Genomic DNA, 18,019 nt, shown 5'->3' with positions numbered 1-18,019 from the left:
TATGTCTAAATTTACCTTTGCTCATCTTATTGGTCGCAAGGCTAAAGCCACCGAAGAAGATGATGAAAAAACACGCAAAGCGAAAGGTCGTCGTGCAGAAGATGACGATGAAGAAGAAGAAAACGCTGAAAATGATGATCCTGAATCTGAAGAACAGAATGATGAAGAAAAAGGTCGCAAGGCTAAAAAAGCTAAAAGCAAAAAAGCGGATGATGATGAAGAGGATCCTGACGCCGAAGAAGATGAAGAGGCAGAGGATGATGATGACAATAAGGATGTGAAAAAAGGTCGTCGTGCGGAACAGAAGCGTTGTGCGCAGATTTTTGGTAGTAAAGCTGCTGCTGGTCGCCCTGACATGGCTGCACATTTAGCCTTCAACACCTCTCTTTCTGCAAGTGAAGCCATTAGCACATTAAAAGCGATGGGTAGCGCTACAGCACCGCAAAGCAACGGTCGTTCTCTTGATGCCCGTATGCGAGAAGAAGAACAAGTACGTTTAGGGCAAGATACACAAGTTGCTCCGAAAGGCTCAGCGGAGGCTGTAGCTCAACGAATGACAAGTCTCTATAACCGACATAAAGGAGGTAAGTAATGGATCAGATTTCACAAAACCCATTCCAGCCGGGCATGCGCCAAGCGATGTTTAATCCAGACCAGTTGATTTCAGGTCCGTTACAAGTTGTCACGGATACTGTAATGGTCGCAAAAGCAGGTATTCTAGTTCGTGGCACTATTTTGGGTAAAATTAAAGATACTCGCGAATATGTCATTTGCAAAAAAGATGCAACAGACGGCAGTGAAATTCCTTGCGCTATTTTGGTCAATGATGTTGATACAACAAATGGGTCAGCGTCTACAGGTGTGTATCTAATGGGTGAGTTTAATCACCATAAAACCACTTATGATGCGACTTGGACTGTCCCTGAACTTGCTGACGAACTGCGTCAATTCTCTATTTTCCTCCGCGATAGCGTACAAGCTTAATTCCCTTAATTCACTTAGACGTTAAATGCTAGCAATAGTAGGGCTTTTGACGTCTTTTAAATGAGAAACAGTATGAATATTTTCGATACGAATGTTTTAGTGCAAGTCGTGCCAAACCTAATGACCAGCCAAAACTGGTTGTTAGATAAATTCTTTCCCAATATGGTTGAGTCTGACACGGAAGAAGTCTCTATTGATGTTGATGTAGGCTTACGTCGTATGGCACCGTTTGTTTCTCCGTTGGTGGAAGGTAAGCTTGTTGAGTCTCGTAAATTCCAAACCAACAGTTTTAAACCTGCCTACATTAAAGACAAGCGAGCTCCTGATTTGCGTAAACCGATTCGTCGTCAAATTGGTGAACGTATTGGAGGGCAGTACACGGCTGCTGAACGCGCAGAGTTAAATCTCCAGCTCGAAATGATTGACCAAATCGACATGATCAACCGCCGCTTAGAGTGGATGGCTTCCAGCGCGTTAGTCTCGGGCACTGTGACGGTAGCTGGTGAAGGTTACGATACCAAAGTAGTTAATTTTGGTCGCGCCTCTGAGTTGACAATTACATTAAGTGGTGTCGATAAATGGCCAGTAAAAGTCGATGCAGGGAAAACCAATACCCAACCTTCTGACGATATAGAAGATTGGGGGCAACGTATTTTAAAAAACTCAGGGGCTACCGCTACTGATATCGTCTTTACGACTAAATCATGGAAAGCATTTCGTTTAGATACGACGATTAAAGACACTGCGATTACTTTCTCAGCATTAAGTCCGTTTGGTAACCAAATTAATGCTGGCACAGAAGTTCAAAAAGGTGCGGTGTATAAAGGACGTTGGGGCAACTATGATCTGTGGTTATACAACGATTGGTATATTGACCCGATTGATAACGTTGAAAAACCAATGATCCCAGATGGCTCAGTGATTATGTCTGGGGCTGATTTAATGGGAACTCGTGCATTTGGGGCAATTATTGACCCTGCGTTTAACTATGGCCCACTGGCATTTGCACCAAAATCATGGCTAGAGAATGACCCTGCTCAGCGTTTCTTAATGATGCAATCTTCACCGCTGGTTATTCCTAGCCGTGTGAATGCGGCATTGTGTGCAACGGTAGTCTAACGGAGGATTTATGGCAAAGAAACCCCAAGAGCAGCAGGATAAAATTGATGGCTTGGGGGGATTACCCCCTGAGTTACAAGTCGATGCTAATGTGCAAAAAAAACCTTTTCAACCTGATGAGCTGAATGATAAACCACTGGTTGAGCCTGAGCCTGAGCCTGAGCCTGAGCCTGAGCCTGAGCCTGAGCCTGAGCCTGAGAACAACGATGATACTGATAATGCTTATGTCGTCGTAAAAGGGCGTTCAGTTCAGCATAACGGCATTCTCTACACTGAAAGCCAACAAATTGAATTGGATGAGAGTGACGCTAATCGACTAGTGGATCTCGGTGTTGTTATGTCATTGGCTTCTGTACGTGAAAAGTTGGTTCAAGCCAATCCATCTGGGACGGTAACTATCAATGGGGATTGATTGGGATAAGCATCTATTAAATCCACTTCATCATGTTTTCGCCGAAAAGGTGCATTGGAGGCCTAAAGACGAGGAACATTATGATATTGAGGGAATATTTGATAGAGCTTACGCCCAAAACTATGAGTCCCTCGATGGTGAAAGCGGAATTAATACAACTCGCCCGATTTTAGGCGTACGTGATGCCATATTCAAAACCACACCCTCAAAAGGTGACAAGGTGTTTATTTACAGCGTGAGCACCTTGTTCGTGGTTGGGGACGTTCAGCCAGATAGTCATGGTGGAACACATTTAATCTTAAATAAGGTGGCATGATGAATGCAGCGCAGATCCGCGAGTTAGTTGTTAACGCCTTAAAAGGGAGAACAGCCGCAGAAAACCGTGTTTATTCCCCTATGGATTGGTCAACAGTGAATGCGGATTATCCCTGTATTATCGTTCAAACACCGTTTGATCACAAAAAGTCACTGGGCCGTAATGTACCGCAATTCAATACCGTCACGACAGTACGTATAACTGGGCGGCTCGAGGAGTTTGATGGTGATGACCTCGATGGCGCAATGAAAGCCGAACTTGCATTGGAAGCGTTACGGGAAGAAATTGAGCGTGCCGTCATTAATAGTTATGAGTTGACGCGTCAAATTCAGCAGTTCCTTGAAATTCGGTCTCAAATCGATATCAGTGCAGGTGGTGAAGGCCATCTTGCACAATTATTGATGGATTTAGATATCGAATATTACCAAGGCCCCGAAGAGTTTTATCCTATTGACGCTGATCCGTTAACGGGTATCGATATCAATGTTCAGCAACCCGATGGCACGCCCGAGCATCACATCAAAATTGACCTGACCTAAGCAGGAGTCTTTATGTTTGTAAAACCGATTAATGGCCGCAGCGTGCGCTGCCCGGTCAAGGGTTCCCCTTTGCCTGAAAGTGGGCAAGAAGTCCCAAATAATGTTTATTGGCGTGCGCGGCTTAATGATGGTGATGTTGAGTTGGCCACACAAAAATCCAAGGAGAAAAAAGCATGACAGTTCCATTTTCTCGTGTCCCGAATAATCTCCGTGCGCCGTTGTTTTATGTTGAGTTTGACAATTCAATGGCTAATAGCGCAACAGCAACGCAGCGTTCATTGATTATCGGACAAATGTTAACGGGGGCAGCGGCACAAAATGCTATCCCTGAGCGTATTTCTTCAGCTTCTCAAGCCGCTGAGCGTTTTGGCAGTGGCTCAGTTTTGCATGGCATGATGAAAGCCTATTTCAATAATGATATTGCTGGTGAAGTTTGGGCGTTACCTCATGCTGATACTGAGTCTATGACTGTTGCAACGGGGACGGTTAAAGTGAATAGCCCGGCGAATGCGACAGGCGTGATATCACTCTACATTGCCGGTATTCGAGTTCAAGTTACGGTTGTTGCCACTGATACCACTCAAATGGTTGCCACAGCATTACTGAATGTGATTAACCGAAACTCAGAGTTACCTGTTACAGCAAAAGCGGAAGCCGATATTTTAACTTTAACGGCTAAAAATAAGGGCGTACTAGGCAACGGTATTGATATTCAGTTGAATTATCGTGGCTTAATGGGGGGCGAATCTACTCCATCAGGTTTAGAACTTGTTATTACTGATATGAAGGGCGGTAGTGGAGCGCCTGATTTATTGGATGGCCTAGCTAATCTTAATGATCGTAGCTTTGATTTTATGGCGAATCCATACAGTGATACAGCATCACTCGATGCGATTAAAGAGTTTCTTTCTGATAATGGTGGGCGTTGGTCTTGGGATCAGCAGCTATATGGACACAGCTTTAGCGCAATAACAGGAACGTATGGCCAGTTAGCGGATTTTGGTGAAAAGCGTAATGACCAGCATGGTTCATTATTGGGTGTACCTAAGTCACCGTCACCACTTTATCTTTGGACTGCCGCTTATGTAGGCGCTATTGCTCAAAGTTTACGTAATGATCCGGGGCGTCCATTACAAACATTGCCAATTAGTGGTGTATTGGCTCCTGACTCAACTCAGCAACTTAGTTTGATTGAACGTAACAATTTGCTCTATAGCGGTGTATCAACGTTCACTGTTGATGATGATGGTACCGTGCGAGTGGAAAACATCATCACGACATATCAAAAAAATGCCTATGGTGATAATGACGATAGTTACCTGCAGGTGGAAACGTTGTATTTATTGATGTTTGTTTCTCGCTTTATGCGAACTCAGATCACCAGTAAGTTTGGGCGCATGAAACTAGCCAATGATGGTACCCGTTTTGCGCCTGGTTCAGCGATTGTTACACCGAACATTATTCGTGCTGAGCTTATCGCGCAATACAAATCATTAGAATATAACGGCTATGTGCAGGACTCTGACGCTTTTATTAAAGGGCTTCTTGTTGAACGTAATAGCCAAAATCCTAACCGTCTCGATGTTCTCTGGACAGGCACATTGATTAATCAGCTTCGTGTCTTTGCACTACTTAATCAGTTCCGCCTACAGCCATCCATTTAAGGGTAAATTATGTCAAATACAACTAACCGTTTGGCAGGTACGGCATACGTTACCGTCAATGGTATTTCAATTATGGTGGTGGGTGACTTCACCTATAGTCCATCGAAAGTAAAGCGTGAAACTCTATCGGGTATGGACTATGTGCATGGATACAAAGAAAAACCAACACCGGGTTTTATCTCCATGCGCGTCCGTGATTCTGGCGGTACAACTGTGGCTGATTTTAATGATCAAACTGATGTGAATATTGTTGCTGAGTTAGCCAACGGAAAAACAATCATCGGTCAAGGTTTATGGTCAGTAAACGCACAGGAAGTAAAAAGTGAAGACGCTGAATTTGAAGTGCGCTGGGAAGGCCGCTCTGTTACAGAAAACTAATTAGGAGTTTATATTGTGGAAAAGACTAAAGTTATCAATTTAAGTACGGCAATAGAATCAAACGATAAAAAAGAGCGTTATGAGAAAATTCATCTTAAAGAGCCGGTTTTAATTCAAGTAGAGCAGTTTTATGAGCGTCAGGCTCAGTCAGCTAGTTCATTACCTGCAATGCGTTTATTAATTTCGTTGGTGAGTCAGGTACCTGAGACCGAAATCAAAAAAATGTCGATTACTGATTTTGTACAATGTAAGGACTATTTAACCTATTTTTTGGAGTTCGAGTCCTCTATGAGTGGCAGCAATTAGCTGCGGATCTGACTTATTTTTATCGATGGGGACCACATGAAGCGTGGTCTCTAACTCGTAGTCGGCTGACTTGGTGGCTTGATAATGCAACAAGAATAAATAAACGGGAATAGATTATGGCGTCCAATACTTTTGATTTTGAATTAATTGCAGATGATAAAGCTAGCAGTGAAATTGCTAATATAGAAGCACAATTATCACAACTTACACCTGTTCTATCACAAGCAAGGGAAGGACTTAGGTTAGGTGGTGATGATTCATTGTCAGGTCTTGGTAATATTGGAGACAAAATAAGAGCTATTACAGATGGAGCTAAATCTGGTGCTCAAAGTATTGGCGACATGATCCCTCCGTTGAAAAACTTTGGAGCCATAGCTGGTGGCTTAATGAAAGCTGGTGGTATTGGCGCACTTGTATCAGGGGGATATAAATACGCTACAGAAGCTGCTGAAAATGGCACTAAAGTCATGACTTCAGCCAAAAATATGGGAATGTCTGTAGAGGAAAGCACACGTTTATCTGGTACTTTGGTTCAAAAAGGTGCTAGCAAGGATGATGCTCGGGGCATTATGGAAAGCTATTATGAGAAATTAAGCCAAGCGAATAAGGGGCAAGACGGTGAGCTATTAGCTTCCATAAAAGGTATTGGAGCTGAGTTATCTAGGAACAAAGATGGTAGCGTCAATATCACCAAAACACTGGAAAGCTTAGAAACTGCAATTCAAGAGTTACCTGATAGTCGAAATTGGGAATTGCGAGATAAATTGAAATTACCCCCTGAATTAATTGCATTGTTAAAAGAGGGAAAAGGTAAATTAAATGAACGTATGGTGCGTTCGGATAAAATCGGCCTAACTGTTAAAGATGAACATGCTGAACGCATGGATAAACTCAATACAAAAATCAAAGATCTCGGTGCTGAATTTGAAGGTGCCGGAAATAAACTGGAAACAGGCATTTTTGATTTTTTATACAATGACAGCATGTTAATGAAAGTTCCTGATTTCGGAAATGTCGATAAGGCTGTAAATAGAATTAAAGAAGTTGAAGATCGAGCCAATGATACACCCGATAATTTCTACCATGGCGACAAACGTAAAGATCTTATTGCGAGAGCACTCAAAGATGAAGACTACAAAAATTCTTTAGGTTTTTATGATAAAACTCGGCTTATCGCCCACGATCCGACCAGTGCTCAATACAAAAACATAGAAAGTAGATATGGTAAAGAATGGGAGCGACAAAAACAGCAAGCAGAGGAACGTAAAAATACTCCAAAAATTAATATAGGTGATAAGATCCCTGATAATTTTGTACAAGATGAAAAATATAACCCTAATCGTCGTGGATTGAGAAATAATAACCCCGGGAACCTAATTGCAGCTCCAAATACTACGGGTCGAGATTATGGAAATAATCACTATTATGCTCAATTTGCTAACCCTCGGGATGGTATTGCAGCTATGTCACGGCAATTAATGCTAGATGCAGAAAATGGGTTTAATACCATTGATGATCTTATGCGAAAATACGCCCCTTCAAAATCAGGAAATAATACGCAAGGTTACATTGATAGGGTTTCAAAAGGTACAGGATTTGGCCCCTATGAAAAACTAGATATGCATGATCCAGACGTATTAGGCAAAATCATGCCTCATATGATTAAAGTCGAAAATATCGAACAACCTTACAGTTACGATCAGATAATGGAAGGTATTATGGATTCTATTATGGATGACCGCTGGAAAGGGTTGAGAAAACCTGATCGAGTGATGGAGCAACGAGACGCAATCGCTGTACGTGAAGAGCAACAAAAGGCTGACCAACGGGTACAAGAAACGCCATCAATTAATACGAATAATCAAGCGACGCAAGTGGTTGATATGATAACCAGTGCTTTGTCAGAAGCATTGCAACAAAACTCTAAGCTAGAAATTACTGTGATTAGTGGAGATAAAAAAACAACACAGTATTTAACACCTAAATCAAATGGTAGAATCACTGTACCCATGGAAACACCATAGAGAATTTAAATGACTAAATTATTTTTATCTGTAGTGCTTTTAGTTCCATCGATTGCATATGCTGCAAGTTTTGATTGTAATAAAGCCCATAGTGATGTGGAAAAGTTAATATGTAATACACCTGAGTTATCAAAAGCGGACGATGAGTTATACGTTGATTATTTACAAGCGAAATTAGTCACTGGAAATAGTGATGAATTCAAAAAACTGGCTAAAAAAAATTGGGATCTCCGTGTTAAAAATTGTGATACAAAAGAATGTTTACTTGATTGGTATCATCGCTCGACAATTATTTATAGGAATGTTGCTGCCAACCAACCAATAGATGAACAGGATGTATCGGGTACTAATTTTTACTATGGATCCTCAGCTAAAATTCAAGGAACCTTAAAAAGAGAATCAGGCGGCTTCCCTTCAATAAGGACGGATGACATTATATCTGTTTCATCGAAAACACCAGATGAAGCGGAATCAGATGAGCCGGGTGAATGGGGCGTCGCGGTAATGCAACTTGCTATGACCGATAAAAGTCAGTGGCGTTATTTTGAAAAAAATATGAATACTAAAGCACTGGTAACTTGTAATTTATATCATGCGCATACAGGGCATCATTTTACACCTGTGATGTGCTTGGTAGAAAATATTGAGCCTGCAAAATAAATACAGGACTGAGGATAAAAATGAAAACAATAGGTTATATATTAGTTATTACGGGTGTTATATTTCTTGGATTTTCGTTTCTTATGGATACAGCAGTTTACGTTAACGAACTAGGAAAAGTTAACAATTTGCCCCTTCTGTTTTCACAACAAAATAAAATTATAGTTTGCTGCTTTGTTATTTTATACGGAATTATTTTTATTACCAATGGTAGGAAATCAGATAACATAAAAGAAATAATAGAAAAAAACGATATCAATGAAATAAAAGATATTGGTTTTAAATCGACAGTGATTAGCAATATAAATAATTATCGGTCATATGATTTTTTTAAAAATGGGAAATTAGACGAAAATCGGCTGTCTGGTTTTTTGGTTCTTTGTAACACATTAATAAATGAAGCAAAAAATAATAAAATATCTATGGATAAAATAGATATTATAATGAATGATATAATATATAACATAACAGATGGGTTGAATAAATCTGATTCATCGAGAATTAAAATAGAGATAAAAAAACTAACTCAATAGAGTTTTTAATTCATGTAATGTATTCAATAGCCGCCTTTGCGGCTTTTTTCATTTTTGGAGTCTCCATGGCATTTATTAAAAACGCATTATCTTCTTTATTGGGAGAGGATAGCTCATGGTCATGGGCTGAACATTTACGACAAGCTTCGTTTCGTGGCGTTCCCTTTGGTGTAATGTCTGGTGAAGGTGTTTTTGGTCGTCGTGTTGCAGTACATGAATATCCTTATCGGGATCAGGCTTGGGTAGAGGATTTAGGCCGTAGCACCCGACGAATTACGATAAAAGGCTTTTTAATTCAAGATAGCCTAGTTTATGACGCACCTGATGTATTTACCCAGCGTGATAATTTAATTGCAGCTTGTGAAGAAGGTAAAACAGGCACGTTAATTCATCCAACACTAGGTGAGCTAACGGTTAATATTACTGAGAGTGGGCTTCGTATTAATGAAAATGCTGAAAATGGTCGAGTATTTGAATTTGAGCTGGTGGTTATTGAATCGGGTTTAAAAGTTTTTGCTATTACTGAAGCCGAAAATACAGGTCTACTCACTTCTAAAAATTGGTTAAAAACAGCGACAACCACAGCAGCAAAATATATCGCCCTCGTTAAAGGCGAAATGCGAACTATCACGCAAACCATCGAAACTATCAAAAATACGGCTAGTTTTTGGGTGATGATGGCAACAAAAACAGTGAATGAAGCAACAAACCTCAGCGATTCGCTAGGAAGTGTATTCGGATCTGAGCAGTATGGGCGTTATCAAACAGGGTCATTAGGCGGCTCGGTTTCTGGCGCGACAGGTAAAAGAGTGATGACTGATTTATCTCTTGATGATAACGCATTGATTGATAGACAGTTAACCGCTGTAACTATTGACCGAGAAAAAATTGAATTACAGTTAAATTTAGTATTAACGGCAACGGATCCTGAGCAATTTTGTCAAAGTATTCAAGATGCTATCCTGCAAATCATGGAGATGGCCAGTAGTATTGAACGTCGTATGTTGTTGTTATCTCAATTATCAAAATTTGAATATCCCAATCATCAAGAAAATCCACAAAGCATTCGCGTCACCCAATTAACCGTCACGTATTTGTCTGTTGTCACTGCAGCAGCGGTTGCTACTCTTTCGACGCAAACATTACCGAGCAGTAGTAATGAAGCGGCTAGCCAGCAACGTGACGTTTGCTTAGTTATTGATGAAGCATTAACTCTGGTTGGTGATCTTGCTATGGATGAGGTCTATCAGCTGGTACATGAAATGCGTGGTGCAGTTGTCACGCAATATATCCATAAAGGGTCAGAGAAAGGGCGATTAACACAATATTCATTACCATCAACGTTAAGTGTTCTACATATATCAAATCGGTTATACCAGGATGCGAGTCGTAGTGATGAATTAGTCATGGAAGTAGAACCTCGCCACCCTGCATTTATGCCGGCTCAATTTAAGGCCCTAAAAAAATGAGTGAAAAAAATAGCGATGATGTTTCTTTGCTGATTAACGGTAAACGCATAATGGGTTGGGACAGTATACGAATTACGCGCGGTATTGAACGCTTCCCCAGCGACTTTGAGTTATCACTGATGGATTATTATCCAGCCACAGATGAAAAACAATTGGTGAATGCAGGTGATTCGTGTGAGCTGATGATCGGTGAGGATAAGGTGGTTACTGGGTATATCGATAGTTGGAACCCAGCTATTAATAAAACTCAGCATCAAATTAGGGTTTCTGGGCGTGGTAAATGCCAAGACTTAGTCGACTGTTCGGCTAATTGGGAAAATAACGTCATTAGTCAATCCAATGCGTTACAGATAGCTAAAAAACTGGCCGGTTGGTATGACATTGATGTTATCAGTGATATTCCCGAAAGCCAATTCCAGAACATTCCACAGTTTACGCTTAATTGGGGGGAGTCCTCTCAACAAGTTATCGAGCGAACATGCCGTTGGTCTGCATTACTTTATTATGAACTCCCTGATGGGAGTTTATTTTTATCTCGAGCTGGAACCGAAGTTGCAGCGAGTGGTATTTCTCAAGGGCAAAATATCGAGGAGGCAAATTATTCAGATTCGATGTCTAGTCGATATTCAGAATATATTGGCGTGTCTTTATCTATATCCCCAATGAGTGGTGACTATTCTTCTGTTGAGAATGCCAGAGCCAATGATCCCGAAGCCGATAAAATGCGGTACCGAAATTATATTACGATTGTTGAGAGTAATTTAATCACCGCAAGGCGAGAGCAAGAAGCCATTAATTGGGAAATGAATCGTCGCTATGGGCGATCTAAAGAATTGCGTGTCGTCATTGATAGTTGGAGAGATAAAGATAGCCAACTTTGGCAGCCCAATACGTTAATTCCTATCAATATTCCAATCTTTGGCCTTGAAGATAAACAGTGGTTGTTATCTGAAGTCGTTTTTATTCTGGGTAGTGATGGTACCAAAGCTATTTTAACACTAATGCCGCCAGAAGCATTCATTGTAGAGCCATATGAGTTCTATCAAACAATCAGGATGTGATGATGAATCAGATATTAAGAGATATCAAAACGCGGATCGCAATGATGATTGGCTTTGGTAAAACAACCTTATCTGAAGATACTGGAAACTCTCAAAAAGTGCAGTATCACAATAATATGGAGGTCAGAGACGGCACTATTCGTTATACCGATTTTGGTTTTTCTTCATCGTTGCCAGCAGGATCAGATGTTTTAATTGCTTACCTAAATGGTAATCGCTCAAATGCCATTATTTTTGCCAGTAACCATCCATCGTCAAGGCACCAAAACCTCAAATCAGGTGAAAGTGTGCTTTATAACCAGTGGGGGTTACATATTTTAATGACAGAGGAAGGCATTGTCATTGAAGCTAAAAACAAGGATGTCACGATTAATAATGCCAACAAAGTTACTGTGAATGCGACTACTGAAGTGCTCCTGAATACCCCGATATTAAAGGTGACGGGGGATATTATCGATAATTGTGAAGATAATAAATCGACGTTAAAAGCACTGAGAGACAGCTATAACACACATAATCATGACGTCAAAAATGTCCAATCGGGTGGCAGCAACATCACCAGCGAAACTATCAAGGAGAAAGTCTAATGTCAGATATTTCAAGTTGGTGGCAAGTCGATGCTAATAAAGCTGATTGGTTACAAGGTTCAGGCGATTTATTGGCGGGTGATGATTTACAAACCGCGATTATTATTAGTTTGTTTACCGATGGATTAGCAAGAGCGGACGATAACGTAGATGAAAGTTATCGTCGCGGCTGGTGGGGTGATGTTAACGAAAATTACAGTATCGGTTCACGCCTTTGGTTGTTACATCGCCAAAAATTGACGGTTGAAGTCGCGAGAAAAGCAGAGGATTACGCCCGTGAGTCATTGAAATGGTTAATTGACGATGGCGTAGTATCTTATATCGAGGTGGGGACTCAAATAGTTTACCCCAATCGCTTAAACATGATTATTCGTTATCACCGCCCTGGTGATGAAAGTGATCTACGGTTCTTTTGGGTCTGGGAGGCGTAAGAATGCCCTTTAAACGAAAAACACTCTCAGAGTTAAGAGAGCAGAATGAACAATTTTTACGATCTGAATTAAAAGAGCCCGGTGCATTACTTCGATTTTCTAATATGCGGATATTGGCAGATATGGATGCTGGTATGTCGCATATGCACTATGGCTACTTGGATTATATTGCCAAACAAACCACACCTTTTACGGCAACAGGTGAATGGCTTGCCGGGTGGGGAGCACTAAAACGTATTTTCCGCAAAGCACCTCAGCGTGCTCAGTGCCAATCAGTTAAGGCTACTGGCATATCAGGAACGATGATACCTAAAGGCAGCAAGCTTAATCGAGGTGATGGTTACCAATATCAAACTACAGCAGAAGCAACAATCAATGCACCAGGTGAATCAATAGTTTCTTTAATTGCTATTTTGCCTGATATCAACAAAAACCCTGAAGGGGGTGGTTCACTTGGTAATAGCCCATCAGGAACGCAGTTAACGTTAGATATCAGTATTGTTGGTATTTCTGCTGAGTTCCTAGCAATAGATCCAATTGTTGGGGGCGCGGATATTGAACCTGAAGAAGCGTTCCGGAGCCGTATTTTAGAAGCTTATCAAAATCCGTCACAAGGGGGGAATTCGGCTGACTATATTGGTTGGGCAAAAGAAGTCCCCGGCGTCACTCGTGCATGGGTGAGGCGTCGATTATTGGGCGCTGGATCAGTTGGTATTTACATTATGTGTGATGCTAATACTAATGATGGTTTTCCTATCGGTACAGATGGACCAGCAACCAAAGAAGTGTATCAAATCCATGCAACAGGCGACCAGCTGCGCGTTGCTGACTATCTTTATGATCTACAATCAGTTACTGCGCTCGTTTGGGTATGTTCACCCATAGCAAAGAAAATTAATTTTGTTTTCAGTGGTCTTTCTCATATTGATCAGGAAACAAAGCGAAAACTTGAAGGGGCTATTGATGGTTTCTTCTATGAAAAAAGTAATCCTGCAGACGTGAATATCATTAATCCTGCTGATATTGACCGTGCTATTTTTGCTGCATTAGGACTGGTAGGTTATCGGCTTGTTTCACCGAGTGCAGAAATAGAGTTAGGTATTGGTGAGATACCCGTTAGAGGGGAGATTGTATATCAATGATCCCCTATACGATTGAAGATTATACGAAGGCATTAATCAGCTTAGCGCCACAGGGGTTGGCATGGAACTGGAAACCTAACTCAGTGATGCATGCTGTGCTTAGAGGTCTTGCACGTAGTTATCAAAGTTCTGATCTCGATGCGATTCAACTTTTGAGTGGTGCGTTTCCAAAAACAGCAACAGTGATGTTACCAGAGTGGGAAAAAACATTAGGTTTGCCTGATGATTGTGCCATCGGTGAAATGGACAGTTTACCTAAACGACAAGGGGCGGTAGTTTCTAAATTAGTCAGCACTGGTGGGCAATCAAAAGCGTATTTTATCAATTATGCAGCTGAATTGGGTTACACCATTACAATCACTGAATTTAGGCCTGCACGATGTGGATTATCTGTCTGTGGTGATCCGTTAAATGGTGAAGATTGGCCTTTTGTTTGGCGTGTTAATGCTGGCGATACAGCAATCAGTTACGCATTATCTGGCGTGAGCTATTGTGGGGATCCATTACGTTCATGGGGCAATCGTTATTTAGAGTGTAAATTTAATTTATTATCACCACCACACACCATCTTACAAGTTAGCTACCTCCAATAATTTCCTTATTTATTTTAATCACCTTAACTGCGTGAGGATTTGTCATGAAAAAAATTGGTGATATCACCAACACCGCCGACAAGAACGGCGAATTTACCGATGGTAACGTCGCAGCAGGTACACCACCAACCCAATTAATGGGGGCATGGTTTAACTCTGTTCAGCGCGAGATTTTAAATGTGTTAGTTAAAGCAGGTATACCTCAGTCTGCAACGAAAGAGGACCAACTAACAGCCGCTATTGAAAAACTTATTGGTAGCGCAAGTTATCTGCCGACAGGTTATAGCTACTCAAAGGTAGAATCAAATCTTAAGTTTCAACCTATCGGTAATTACCAACCCTCTGGTGACTATGCAACAAACACGGCGCTCAATAATGGGCTTGCATTAAAGTTTGATAAAACAGGTGGGTTAATTGATGGTAGCGTAACAAGTACCACGTTGGGAGTCACACGAAAAGCTACAAACTCAACAATATATTTATTTCCAGCCCCTGATTCTCAGCCAAATGGTTATGCTCACTTTCAATATAAAATAGGAACTGACTGGTCTGGTCTCGTCGAAATACCAAGAACAGCAAGTGGCAATACAACGCGATTAATGCAAGTTGGTGATTATGGCTTCGGGAAATCTTCATCACAGTATACACCAACGGATAAAATTTCAGATTATCGTATTAACTCAATAAGTTACGCAGAGGGAAATAAAGGTGATTCATTTTTAGGCGTTAATAATCACTTATTAAATGTGTTTGGTTTTACAAGTAGCGCGTATGGATATCAGGTTAGTTTTGTTGGAGGCCAAGAAAGGGTTGGATTTAGAGCAATTATTAATAATGTCGTTAAGGATTGGCATGAGTTTTATACTACAGCTAATACTCAAGCAGACCATAACGGTAACGTAAAAATTCCCGGCTATCTTGAGCGTAGTGATTACCCTGTGGGGTGTCCAATTCCGTGGCCGCAATCAAACGCCCCCGCTGGTTATTTAATTTGTAATGGTCAATCATTCAATAAAACAACCTATCCACTTTTAGCAAAAGCATACCTAACAGGAATTTTACCTGATTTACGCGGCGAATTTATCCGCGGGCTTGATGCTGGGCGTAACATTGATGCAGGTCGTGCAGTTTTATCAGCTCAGGGTGATGAATTTAAATCCCACAATCACTCTGTAATTGGCGAGGACTCAGGTTCTGGAACTGCATATTTTGGTAGAGGTAACGGCTCAAGAAGAAGCATTGAAAAAAATGCTATGAATCTTGAAGGTGGTAATGAGACACGTCCACGCAACATTGCATTTTTATATATCGTGAGAGCAGCATAATGAAAAACTATAAATTAGATATTGAACAAGCAGAAATTGGCATCAACGGACTTGCGTCAAAAGCAGGTTGGATTAAAACCTATATCGCAGACCCAGCAACACGCGAATATGTTAATGCCTCAATGGAAAATATTTATTTTGATGTGAGTGTATCCGCCGGGGCTTATATTGACGCGCCAGAATTACCAACAAAAGCCGGATTCGCAGTCGTGCGCAGTAAAGATGAAACAAAGTGGGAAATCGTCGCAGACCATCGCACAAAAACGGCTCACAGCACAGAAACCCGTCAACCGACCGAAATTGATTTTATCGGTGACTTGCCGCCTACTCTGACTTTGTTAGAGCCACAAACAGAGTTTGACGTGTGGAATGGTAAAAAGTGGGTCACTGATATTGAAGCGCAGAAAGCATCATTTATTGCTATCGCTGAAAGCGAAAAAGTACAGCGTTTGCAAGAAGCAGAGCAAAACATCTTAATGCTTGAGCGCAAAGTACGCTTAGAAATGGCAACTGACGAAGAAGTTGCGTTACTAAAACAGTGGGAAATATACAGCATAAAAGTTGCTGATATCGACACCTCAACCGCGCCTGATATTGAATGGCCTGAAAAACCTTAATTCCAACCAAAATAAAGCCGCAGTTATTTCTGCGGCTTCCTATCACATCAAGTATTTTTTAGACTCAGCTTTATTCGTTTCTGAGTTACCATAAAAATGTTGTTCCAATTGTTTCAGTAAATCTTTAGCGACACTTTCATGCATAAATGATTGTATAGGTTCTCTCTTGATATTTTGCATTTCCTTTGTATCAGTATTGAATTTAGGATCAGAAAATATAATTTTCATGAATACGAAACCAGGAGGGTTATCAACGGATACATGAGCTTTTTCTAATTTAGGGATATACTCCGCATTATCTATTTCTAGGATTTCGTTATTATCTTTTATCATGCTGGCACCCACGAATCATCAAGCCAAATATCCTCAATAATCTCATTAATTTCAGTGGTAGCATCATCGGTCTTAGCACCACTAATGACTATTGATTGTGATGTACTCATTGCAACTCGAACATTAAGCGGTCCATATTTATCACCGATCCGTTTAATTATTTGTTCTCTCAGTGCATTACGAGTCTTTTCTGACGGCTTGTTACCCGACTCTTTATCGAAGAGAATTTCAATACGTGGCATAATTACAGCTCCTTTTAACTGTTTATTTATACAGTATTTATATGCAGTAATGAAGTAAGTTGCAATATCTTGGTTAATAAAAATTATGTCTTTATTGAATGAGTGTTACTTTTTTATAAGCTCTTCGTACTTGCCATGTAGTGTATTAGGGAATAGTTCTGTATAAACCTGCCACAGGACATTTAAGGATCTATGCCCAGTTACCTGAGCAACTTCAGCTATATTGAATCCAGCTTCAAACAACCTGCTTGCACCTTCTCTTCTTAAGTCATGATATCGAAGATCTTCGATGCCTAATTTATTTCTAACACGCTGAAATCCTGCTGAAACCGATCGAGAGTTATAAGGAAAAATTCTATCGTCTTTACGTTCTTGTTTTTGTAAAATTTCCCATGCATTACCAAGCATAGGTACAAGCATATGATTTCCGACTTTTTTACGAGGATCTTTTCTATCTCTAACTATTACTGAACGTGCTGTATAATCAACGTCTTCCCATCTTATTTTACATACTTCGCCAATTCGCATGCATGAGAGTATTGAAAATTCTAGAATATCCAAATATGGGATATGAGCCCCTCGATGTTCACTTCGCATTTTTAATGCTTCTTCCAGTCTAGCTAATTCATCACCAACAGGTCGCCGGCTTCTTCTATTGGATTTTCCAATCAATCCCATTTGATTTAGCAAGGGGCGCGCTTCAAGTGTTGGATTCCTATTATAGTCGATACCATAAACGGGATTTGCTGACTGTAAAACAGAGCCTAAATAACTAACATCATGGTTAACAGTTGCAGGACTAGCACCGGCAGCATTTCTATATCTGCAGTGATCAATAATATGATTAATAGATAATTCATTTAGTAGTAACTTTGATAAATCCGAATCAAGTAGCATATTTAAAACATAGGATTTTGTACGTCCGGCTTTACCGCCAAGATTAGGATCATGAATATATCTGTAGATGAGCTCGCCGACAGTGATTTTATTAACATCATTGGGATTGGGTATCCCTGATTGTTCCAGTTCAATTACACGCTTTGATCCCCATGTTTTAGCATGAGCCTGCTTAGTGAAAGTTTTACTTTCGTTATAAATTCTTTTGCCGTCTTTTTTGATGCTAACCGAGCAGCGATATCGCACAGTGCCATCTGCTCTCATTCTTTTGTCTATGCTATAATAAGCCATCTTAATATTTTCCATGACAGATTTAGACACTGAGGACACCAAATTTAAGGTGTCCTCACGGGTGTCCTGATAAAGCAAAAATACACTAAAATAGGT

At 40.5% G+C, this 18,019-nt stretch carries 24 protein-coding genes; 21 read left to right on the top strand and 3 right to left on the bottom strand.

All coding sequences use genetic code 11. From position 1 onward, the window contains the following. Position 1: 1 nt before the first annotated feature. The 21 genes from ACTH6U_RS04835 (at position 2) to ACTH6U_RS04735 (ending at position 16,160) form a co-directional block, all read left to right on the top strand. A complete protein-coding gene (locus ACTH6U_RS04835) occupies positions 2–592 on the top strand; it encodes a hypothetical protein (protein WP_441831694.1) in 591 nt (196 codons plus the stop codon). Then, complete coding sequence (locus ACTH6U_RS04830; protein ID WP_441831693.1) at positions 592–984, top strand: head decoration protein; 393 nt, start codon at positions 592–594, stop codon at positions 982–984. Before ACTH6U_RS04835 ends, ACTH6U_RS04830 begins: the two co-directional genes overlap by 1 nt. A gap of 72 nt (positions 985–1,056) precedes the next feature. Then, entirely contained in the window at positions 1,057–2,103 is a 1,047-nt protein-coding gene (locus tag ACTH6U_RS04825) for a major capsid protein (protein ID WP_441831692.1), read from the top strand. A 10-nt stretch (positions 2,104–2,113) separates the two neighbouring features. After that, positions 2,114–2,515: a hypothetical protein gene (locus tag ACTH6U_RS04820; RefSeq protein ID WP_441831691.1), complete on the top strand. Its 402-nt coding sequence runs from the start codon at positions 2,114–2,116 to the stop codon at positions 2,513–2,515. Next, complete coding sequence (locus ACTH6U_RS04815; protein ID WP_441831690.1) at positions 2,505–2,831, top strand: head-tail joining protein; 327 nt, start codon at positions 2,505–2,507, stop codon at positions 2,829–2,831. The genes ACTH6U_RS04820 and ACTH6U_RS04815 overlap by 11 nt, the downstream gene beginning before the upstream one ends. Continuing rightward, positions 2,831–3,370: an ATP-binding protein gene (locus ACTH6U_RS04810; RefSeq protein WP_441831689.1), complete on the top strand. Its 540-nt coding sequence runs from the start codon at positions 2,831–2,833 to the stop codon at positions 3,368–3,370. The genes ACTH6U_RS04815 and ACTH6U_RS04810 overlap by 1 nt, the downstream gene beginning before the upstream one ends. A gap of 12 nt (positions 3,371–3,382) precedes the next feature. After that, positions 3,383–3,547: a DUF2635 domain-containing protein gene (locus tag ACTH6U_RS04805; protein WP_441831688.1), complete on the top strand. Its 165-nt coding sequence runs from the start codon at positions 3,383–3,385 to the stop codon at positions 3,545–3,547. Further along, on the top strand, positions 3,544–5,034 hold the full coding sequence (locus ACTH6U_RS04800) for a phage tail sheath subtilisin-like domain-containing protein (protein ID WP_441831687.1): 1,491 nt from the start codon (positions 3,544–3,546) through the stop codon (positions 5,032–5,034). Before ACTH6U_RS04805 ends, ACTH6U_RS04800 begins: the two co-directional genes overlap by 4 nt. Before the next feature lie 9 nt (positions 5,035–5,043). Then, positions 5,044–5,412 (top strand): phage tail tube protein, encoded by a 369-nt coding sequence (locus ACTH6U_RS04795; protein ID WP_441831686.1) that lies wholly within the window; start codon positions 5,044–5,046, stop codon positions 5,410–5,412. Positions 5,413–5,427: 15 nt separating this feature from the next. Continuing rightward, positions 5,428–5,718: a phage tail assembly protein gene (locus ACTH6U_RS04790; RefSeq protein ID WP_441831685.1), complete on the top strand. Its 291-nt coding sequence runs from the start codon at positions 5,428–5,430 to the stop codon at positions 5,716–5,718. Positions 5,719–5,834: 116 nt separating this feature from the next. Beyond that, complete coding sequence (locus ACTH6U_RS04785; protein WP_441831684.1) at positions 5,835–7,742, top strand: hypothetical protein; 1,908 nt, start codon at positions 5,835–5,837, stop codon at positions 7,740–7,742. A gap of 9 nt (positions 7,743–7,751) precedes the next feature. After that, a complete protein-coding gene (locus tag ACTH6U_RS04780; RefSeq protein ID WP_441831683.1) occupies positions 7,752–8,402 on the top strand; it encodes a DUF4431 domain-containing protein in 651 nt (216 codons plus the stop codon). Positions 8,403–8,422: 20 nt separating this feature from the next. Then, on the top strand, positions 8,423–8,935 hold the full coding sequence (locus ACTH6U_RS04775; RefSeq protein WP_441831682.1) for a hypothetical protein: 513 nt from the start codon (positions 8,423–8,425) through the stop codon (positions 8,933–8,935). A 65-nt stretch (positions 8,936–9,000) separates the two neighbouring features. Beyond that, entirely contained in the window at positions 9,001–10,404 is a 1,404-nt protein-coding gene (locus tag ACTH6U_RS04770) for a DNA circularization protein (RefSeq protein WP_441831681.1), read from the top strand. After that, entirely contained in the window at positions 10,401–11,465 is a 1,065-nt protein-coding gene (locus ACTH6U_RS04765; protein WP_441831680.1) for a phage baseplate assembly protein, read from the top strand. The genes ACTH6U_RS04770 and ACTH6U_RS04765 overlap by 4 nt, the downstream gene beginning before the upstream one ends. A gap of 2 nt (positions 11,466–11,467) precedes the next feature. Continuing rightward, complete coding sequence (locus ACTH6U_RS04760; protein ID WP_441831679.1) at positions 11,468–12,052, top strand: phage baseplate assembly protein domain-containing protein; 585 nt, start codon at positions 11,468–11,470, stop codon at positions 12,050–12,052. Continuing rightward, positions 12,052–12,483, top strand: coding sequence for a phage GP46 family protein (locus ACTH6U_RS04755; protein ID WP_441831678.1), 432 nt, complete (start codon positions 12,052–12,054; stop codon positions 12,481–12,483). Before ACTH6U_RS04760 ends, ACTH6U_RS04755 begins: the two co-directional genes overlap by 1 nt. Before the next feature lie 2 nt (positions 12,484–12,485). Next, positions 12,486–13,625 carry a baseplate J/gp47 family protein gene (locus ACTH6U_RS04750; protein ID WP_441831677.1) on the top strand — a complete coding sequence of 380 codons (1,140 nt, stop codon included), beginning with the start codon at positions 12,486–12,488 and terminating at the stop codon, positions 13,623–13,625. After that, a complete protein-coding gene (locus ACTH6U_RS04745) occupies positions 13,622–14,218 on the top strand; it encodes a YmfQ family protein (RefSeq protein WP_287468743.1) in 597 nt (198 codons plus the stop codon). The genes ACTH6U_RS04750 and ACTH6U_RS04745 overlap by 4 nt, the downstream gene beginning before the upstream one ends. Positions 14,219–14,262: 44 nt before the next feature. Beyond that, a complete protein-coding gene (locus tag ACTH6U_RS04740; protein ID WP_441831676.1) occupies positions 14,263–15,543 on the top strand; it encodes a phage tail protein in 1,281 nt (426 codons plus the stop codon). After that, positions 15,543–16,160 (top strand): tail fiber assembly protein, encoded by a 618-nt coding sequence (locus ACTH6U_RS04735; RefSeq protein WP_441831675.1) that lies wholly within the window; start codon positions 15,543–15,545, stop codon positions 16,158–16,160. The genes ACTH6U_RS04740 and ACTH6U_RS04735 overlap by 1 nt, the downstream gene beginning before the upstream one ends. Positions 16,161–16,202: 42 nt before the next feature. Here ACTH6U_RS04735 and ACTH6U_RS04730 read toward each other — a convergent pair whose 3' ends face one another. The 3 genes from ACTH6U_RS04730 to ACTH6U_RS04720 all read right to left on the bottom strand — a co-directional run bounded on the left by ACTH6U_RS04730 (position 16,203) and on the right by ACTH6U_RS04720 (position 17,923). Beyond that, entirely contained in the window at positions 16,203–16,493 is a 291-nt protein-coding gene (locus ACTH6U_RS04730) for a hypothetical protein (protein ID WP_441831674.1), read from the bottom strand. Then, complete coding sequence (locus ACTH6U_RS04725; protein WP_441831673.1) at positions 16,490–16,735, bottom strand: DinI-like family protein; 246 nt, start codon at positions 16,733–16,735, stop codon at positions 16,490–16,492. The genes ACTH6U_RS04730 and ACTH6U_RS04725 overlap by 4 nt, the downstream gene beginning before the upstream one ends. Before the next feature lie 105 nt (positions 16,736–16,840). After that, positions 16,841–17,923 carry a tyrosine-type recombinase/integrase gene (locus tag ACTH6U_RS04720; protein ID WP_441831790.1) on the bottom strand — a complete coding sequence of 361 codons (1,083 nt, stop codon included), beginning with the start codon at positions 17,921–17,923 and terminating at the stop codon, positions 16,841–16,843. Positions 17,924–18,019: the final 96 nt, after the last annotated feature.

The sequence above is a fragment of the Providencia sp. genome (assembly GCF_052096715.1).
Taxonomy (GTDB): Bacteria; Pseudomonadota; Gammaproteobacteria; order Enterobacterales; family Enterobacteriaceae; genus Providencia.
This window is presented reverse-complemented; position numbering and strand designations above follow the sequence as displayed.

What these genes read in the sequence shown, in the direction of transcription:
- ACTH6U_RS04800 (WP_441831687.1), top strand. Translation starts at nt 3,544, where the DNA reads ATGACAGTTCCATTTTCTCGTGTCCCGAATAATCTCCGTGCGCCGTTG.
- ACTH6U_RS04825 (WP_441831692.1), top strand. Translation starts at nt 1,057, where the DNA reads ATGAATATTTTCGATACGAATGTTTTAGTGCAAGTCGTGCCAAACCTA.
- ACTH6U_RS04785 (WP_441831684.1), top strand. Translation starts at nt 5,835, where the DNA reads ATGGCGTCCAATACTTTTGATTTTGAATTAATTGCAGATGATAAAGCT.
- ACTH6U_RS04725 (WP_441831673.1), bottom strand. Translation starts at nt 16,735, where the DNA reads ATGCCACGTATTGAAATTCTCTTCGATAAAGAGTCGGGTAACAAGCCG.
- ACTH6U_RS04730 (WP_441831674.1), bottom strand. Translation starts at nt 16,493, where the DNA reads ATGATAAAAGATAATAACGAAATCCTAGAAATAGATAATGCGGAGTAT.
- ACTH6U_RS04755 (WP_441831678.1), top strand. Translation starts at nt 12,052, where the DNA reads ATGTCAGATATTTCAAGTTGGTGGCAAGTCGATGCTAATAAAGCTGAT.
- ACTH6U_RS04745 (WP_287468743.1), top strand. Translation starts at nt 13,622, where the DNA reads ATGATCCCCTATACGATTGAAGATTATACGAAGGCATTAATCAGCTTA.
- ACTH6U_RS04835 (WP_441831694.1), top strand. Translation starts at nt 2, where the DNA reads ATGTCTAAATTTACCTTTGCTCATCTTATTGGTCGCAAGGCTAAAGCC.
- ACTH6U_RS04795 (WP_441831686.1), top strand. Translation starts at nt 5,044, where the DNA reads ATGTCAAATACAACTAACCGTTTGGCAGGTACGGCATACGTTACCGTC.
- ACTH6U_RS04750 (WP_441831677.1), top strand. Translation starts at nt 12,486, where the DNA reads ATGCCCTTTAAACGAAAAACACTCTCAGAGTTAAGAGAGCAGAATGAA.
- ACTH6U_RS04760 (WP_441831679.1), top strand. Translation starts at nt 11,468, where the DNA reads ATGAATCAGATATTAAGAGATATCAAAACGCGGATCGCAATGATGATT.
- ACTH6U_RS04780 (WP_441831683.1), top strand. Translation starts at nt 7,752, where the DNA reads ATGACTAAATTATTTTTATCTGTAGTGCTTTTAGTTCCATCGATTGCA.
- ACTH6U_RS04820 (WP_441831691.1), top strand. Translation starts at nt 2,114, where the DNA reads ATGGCAAAGAAACCCCAAGAGCAGCAGGATAAAATTGATGGCTTGGGG.
- ACTH6U_RS04765 (WP_441831680.1), top strand. Translation starts at nt 10,401, where the DNA reads ATGAGTGAAAAAAATAGCGATGATGTTTCTTTGCTGATTAACGGTAAA.
- ACTH6U_RS04830 (WP_441831693.1), top strand. Translation starts at nt 592, where the DNA reads ATGGATCAGATTTCACAAAACCCATTCCAGCCGGGCATGCGCCAAGCG.
- ACTH6U_RS04810 (WP_441831689.1), top strand. Translation starts at nt 2,831, where the DNA reads ATGAATGCAGCGCAGATCCGCGAGTTAGTTGTTAACGCCTTAAAAGGG.
- ACTH6U_RS04740 (WP_441831676.1), top strand. Translation starts at nt 14,263, where the DNA reads ATGAAAAAAATTGGTGATATCACCAACACCGCCGACAAGAACGGCGAA.
- ACTH6U_RS04770 (WP_441831681.1), top strand. Translation starts at nt 9,001, where the DNA reads ATGGCATTTATTAAAAACGCATTATCTTCTTTATTGGGAGAGGATAGC.
- ACTH6U_RS04805 (WP_441831688.1), top strand. Translation starts at nt 3,383, where the DNA reads ATGTTTGTAAAACCGATTAATGGCCGCAGCGTGCGCTGCCCGGTCAAG.
- ACTH6U_RS04720 (WP_441831790.1), bottom strand. Translation starts at nt 17,923, where the DNA reads ATGGCTTATTATAGCATAGACAAAAGAATGAGAGCAGATGGCACTGTG.
- ACTH6U_RS04815 (WP_441831690.1), top strand. Translation starts at nt 2,505, where the DNA reads ATGGGGATTGATTGGGATAAGCATCTATTAAATCCACTTCATCATGTT.
- ACTH6U_RS04735 (WP_441831675.1), top strand. Translation starts at nt 15,543, where the DNA reads ATGAAAAACTATAAATTAGATATTGAACAAGCAGAAATTGGCATCAAC.
- ACTH6U_RS04775 (WP_441831682.1), top strand. Translation starts at nt 8,423, where the DNA reads ATGAAAACAATAGGTTATATATTAGTTATTACGGGTGTTATATTTCTT.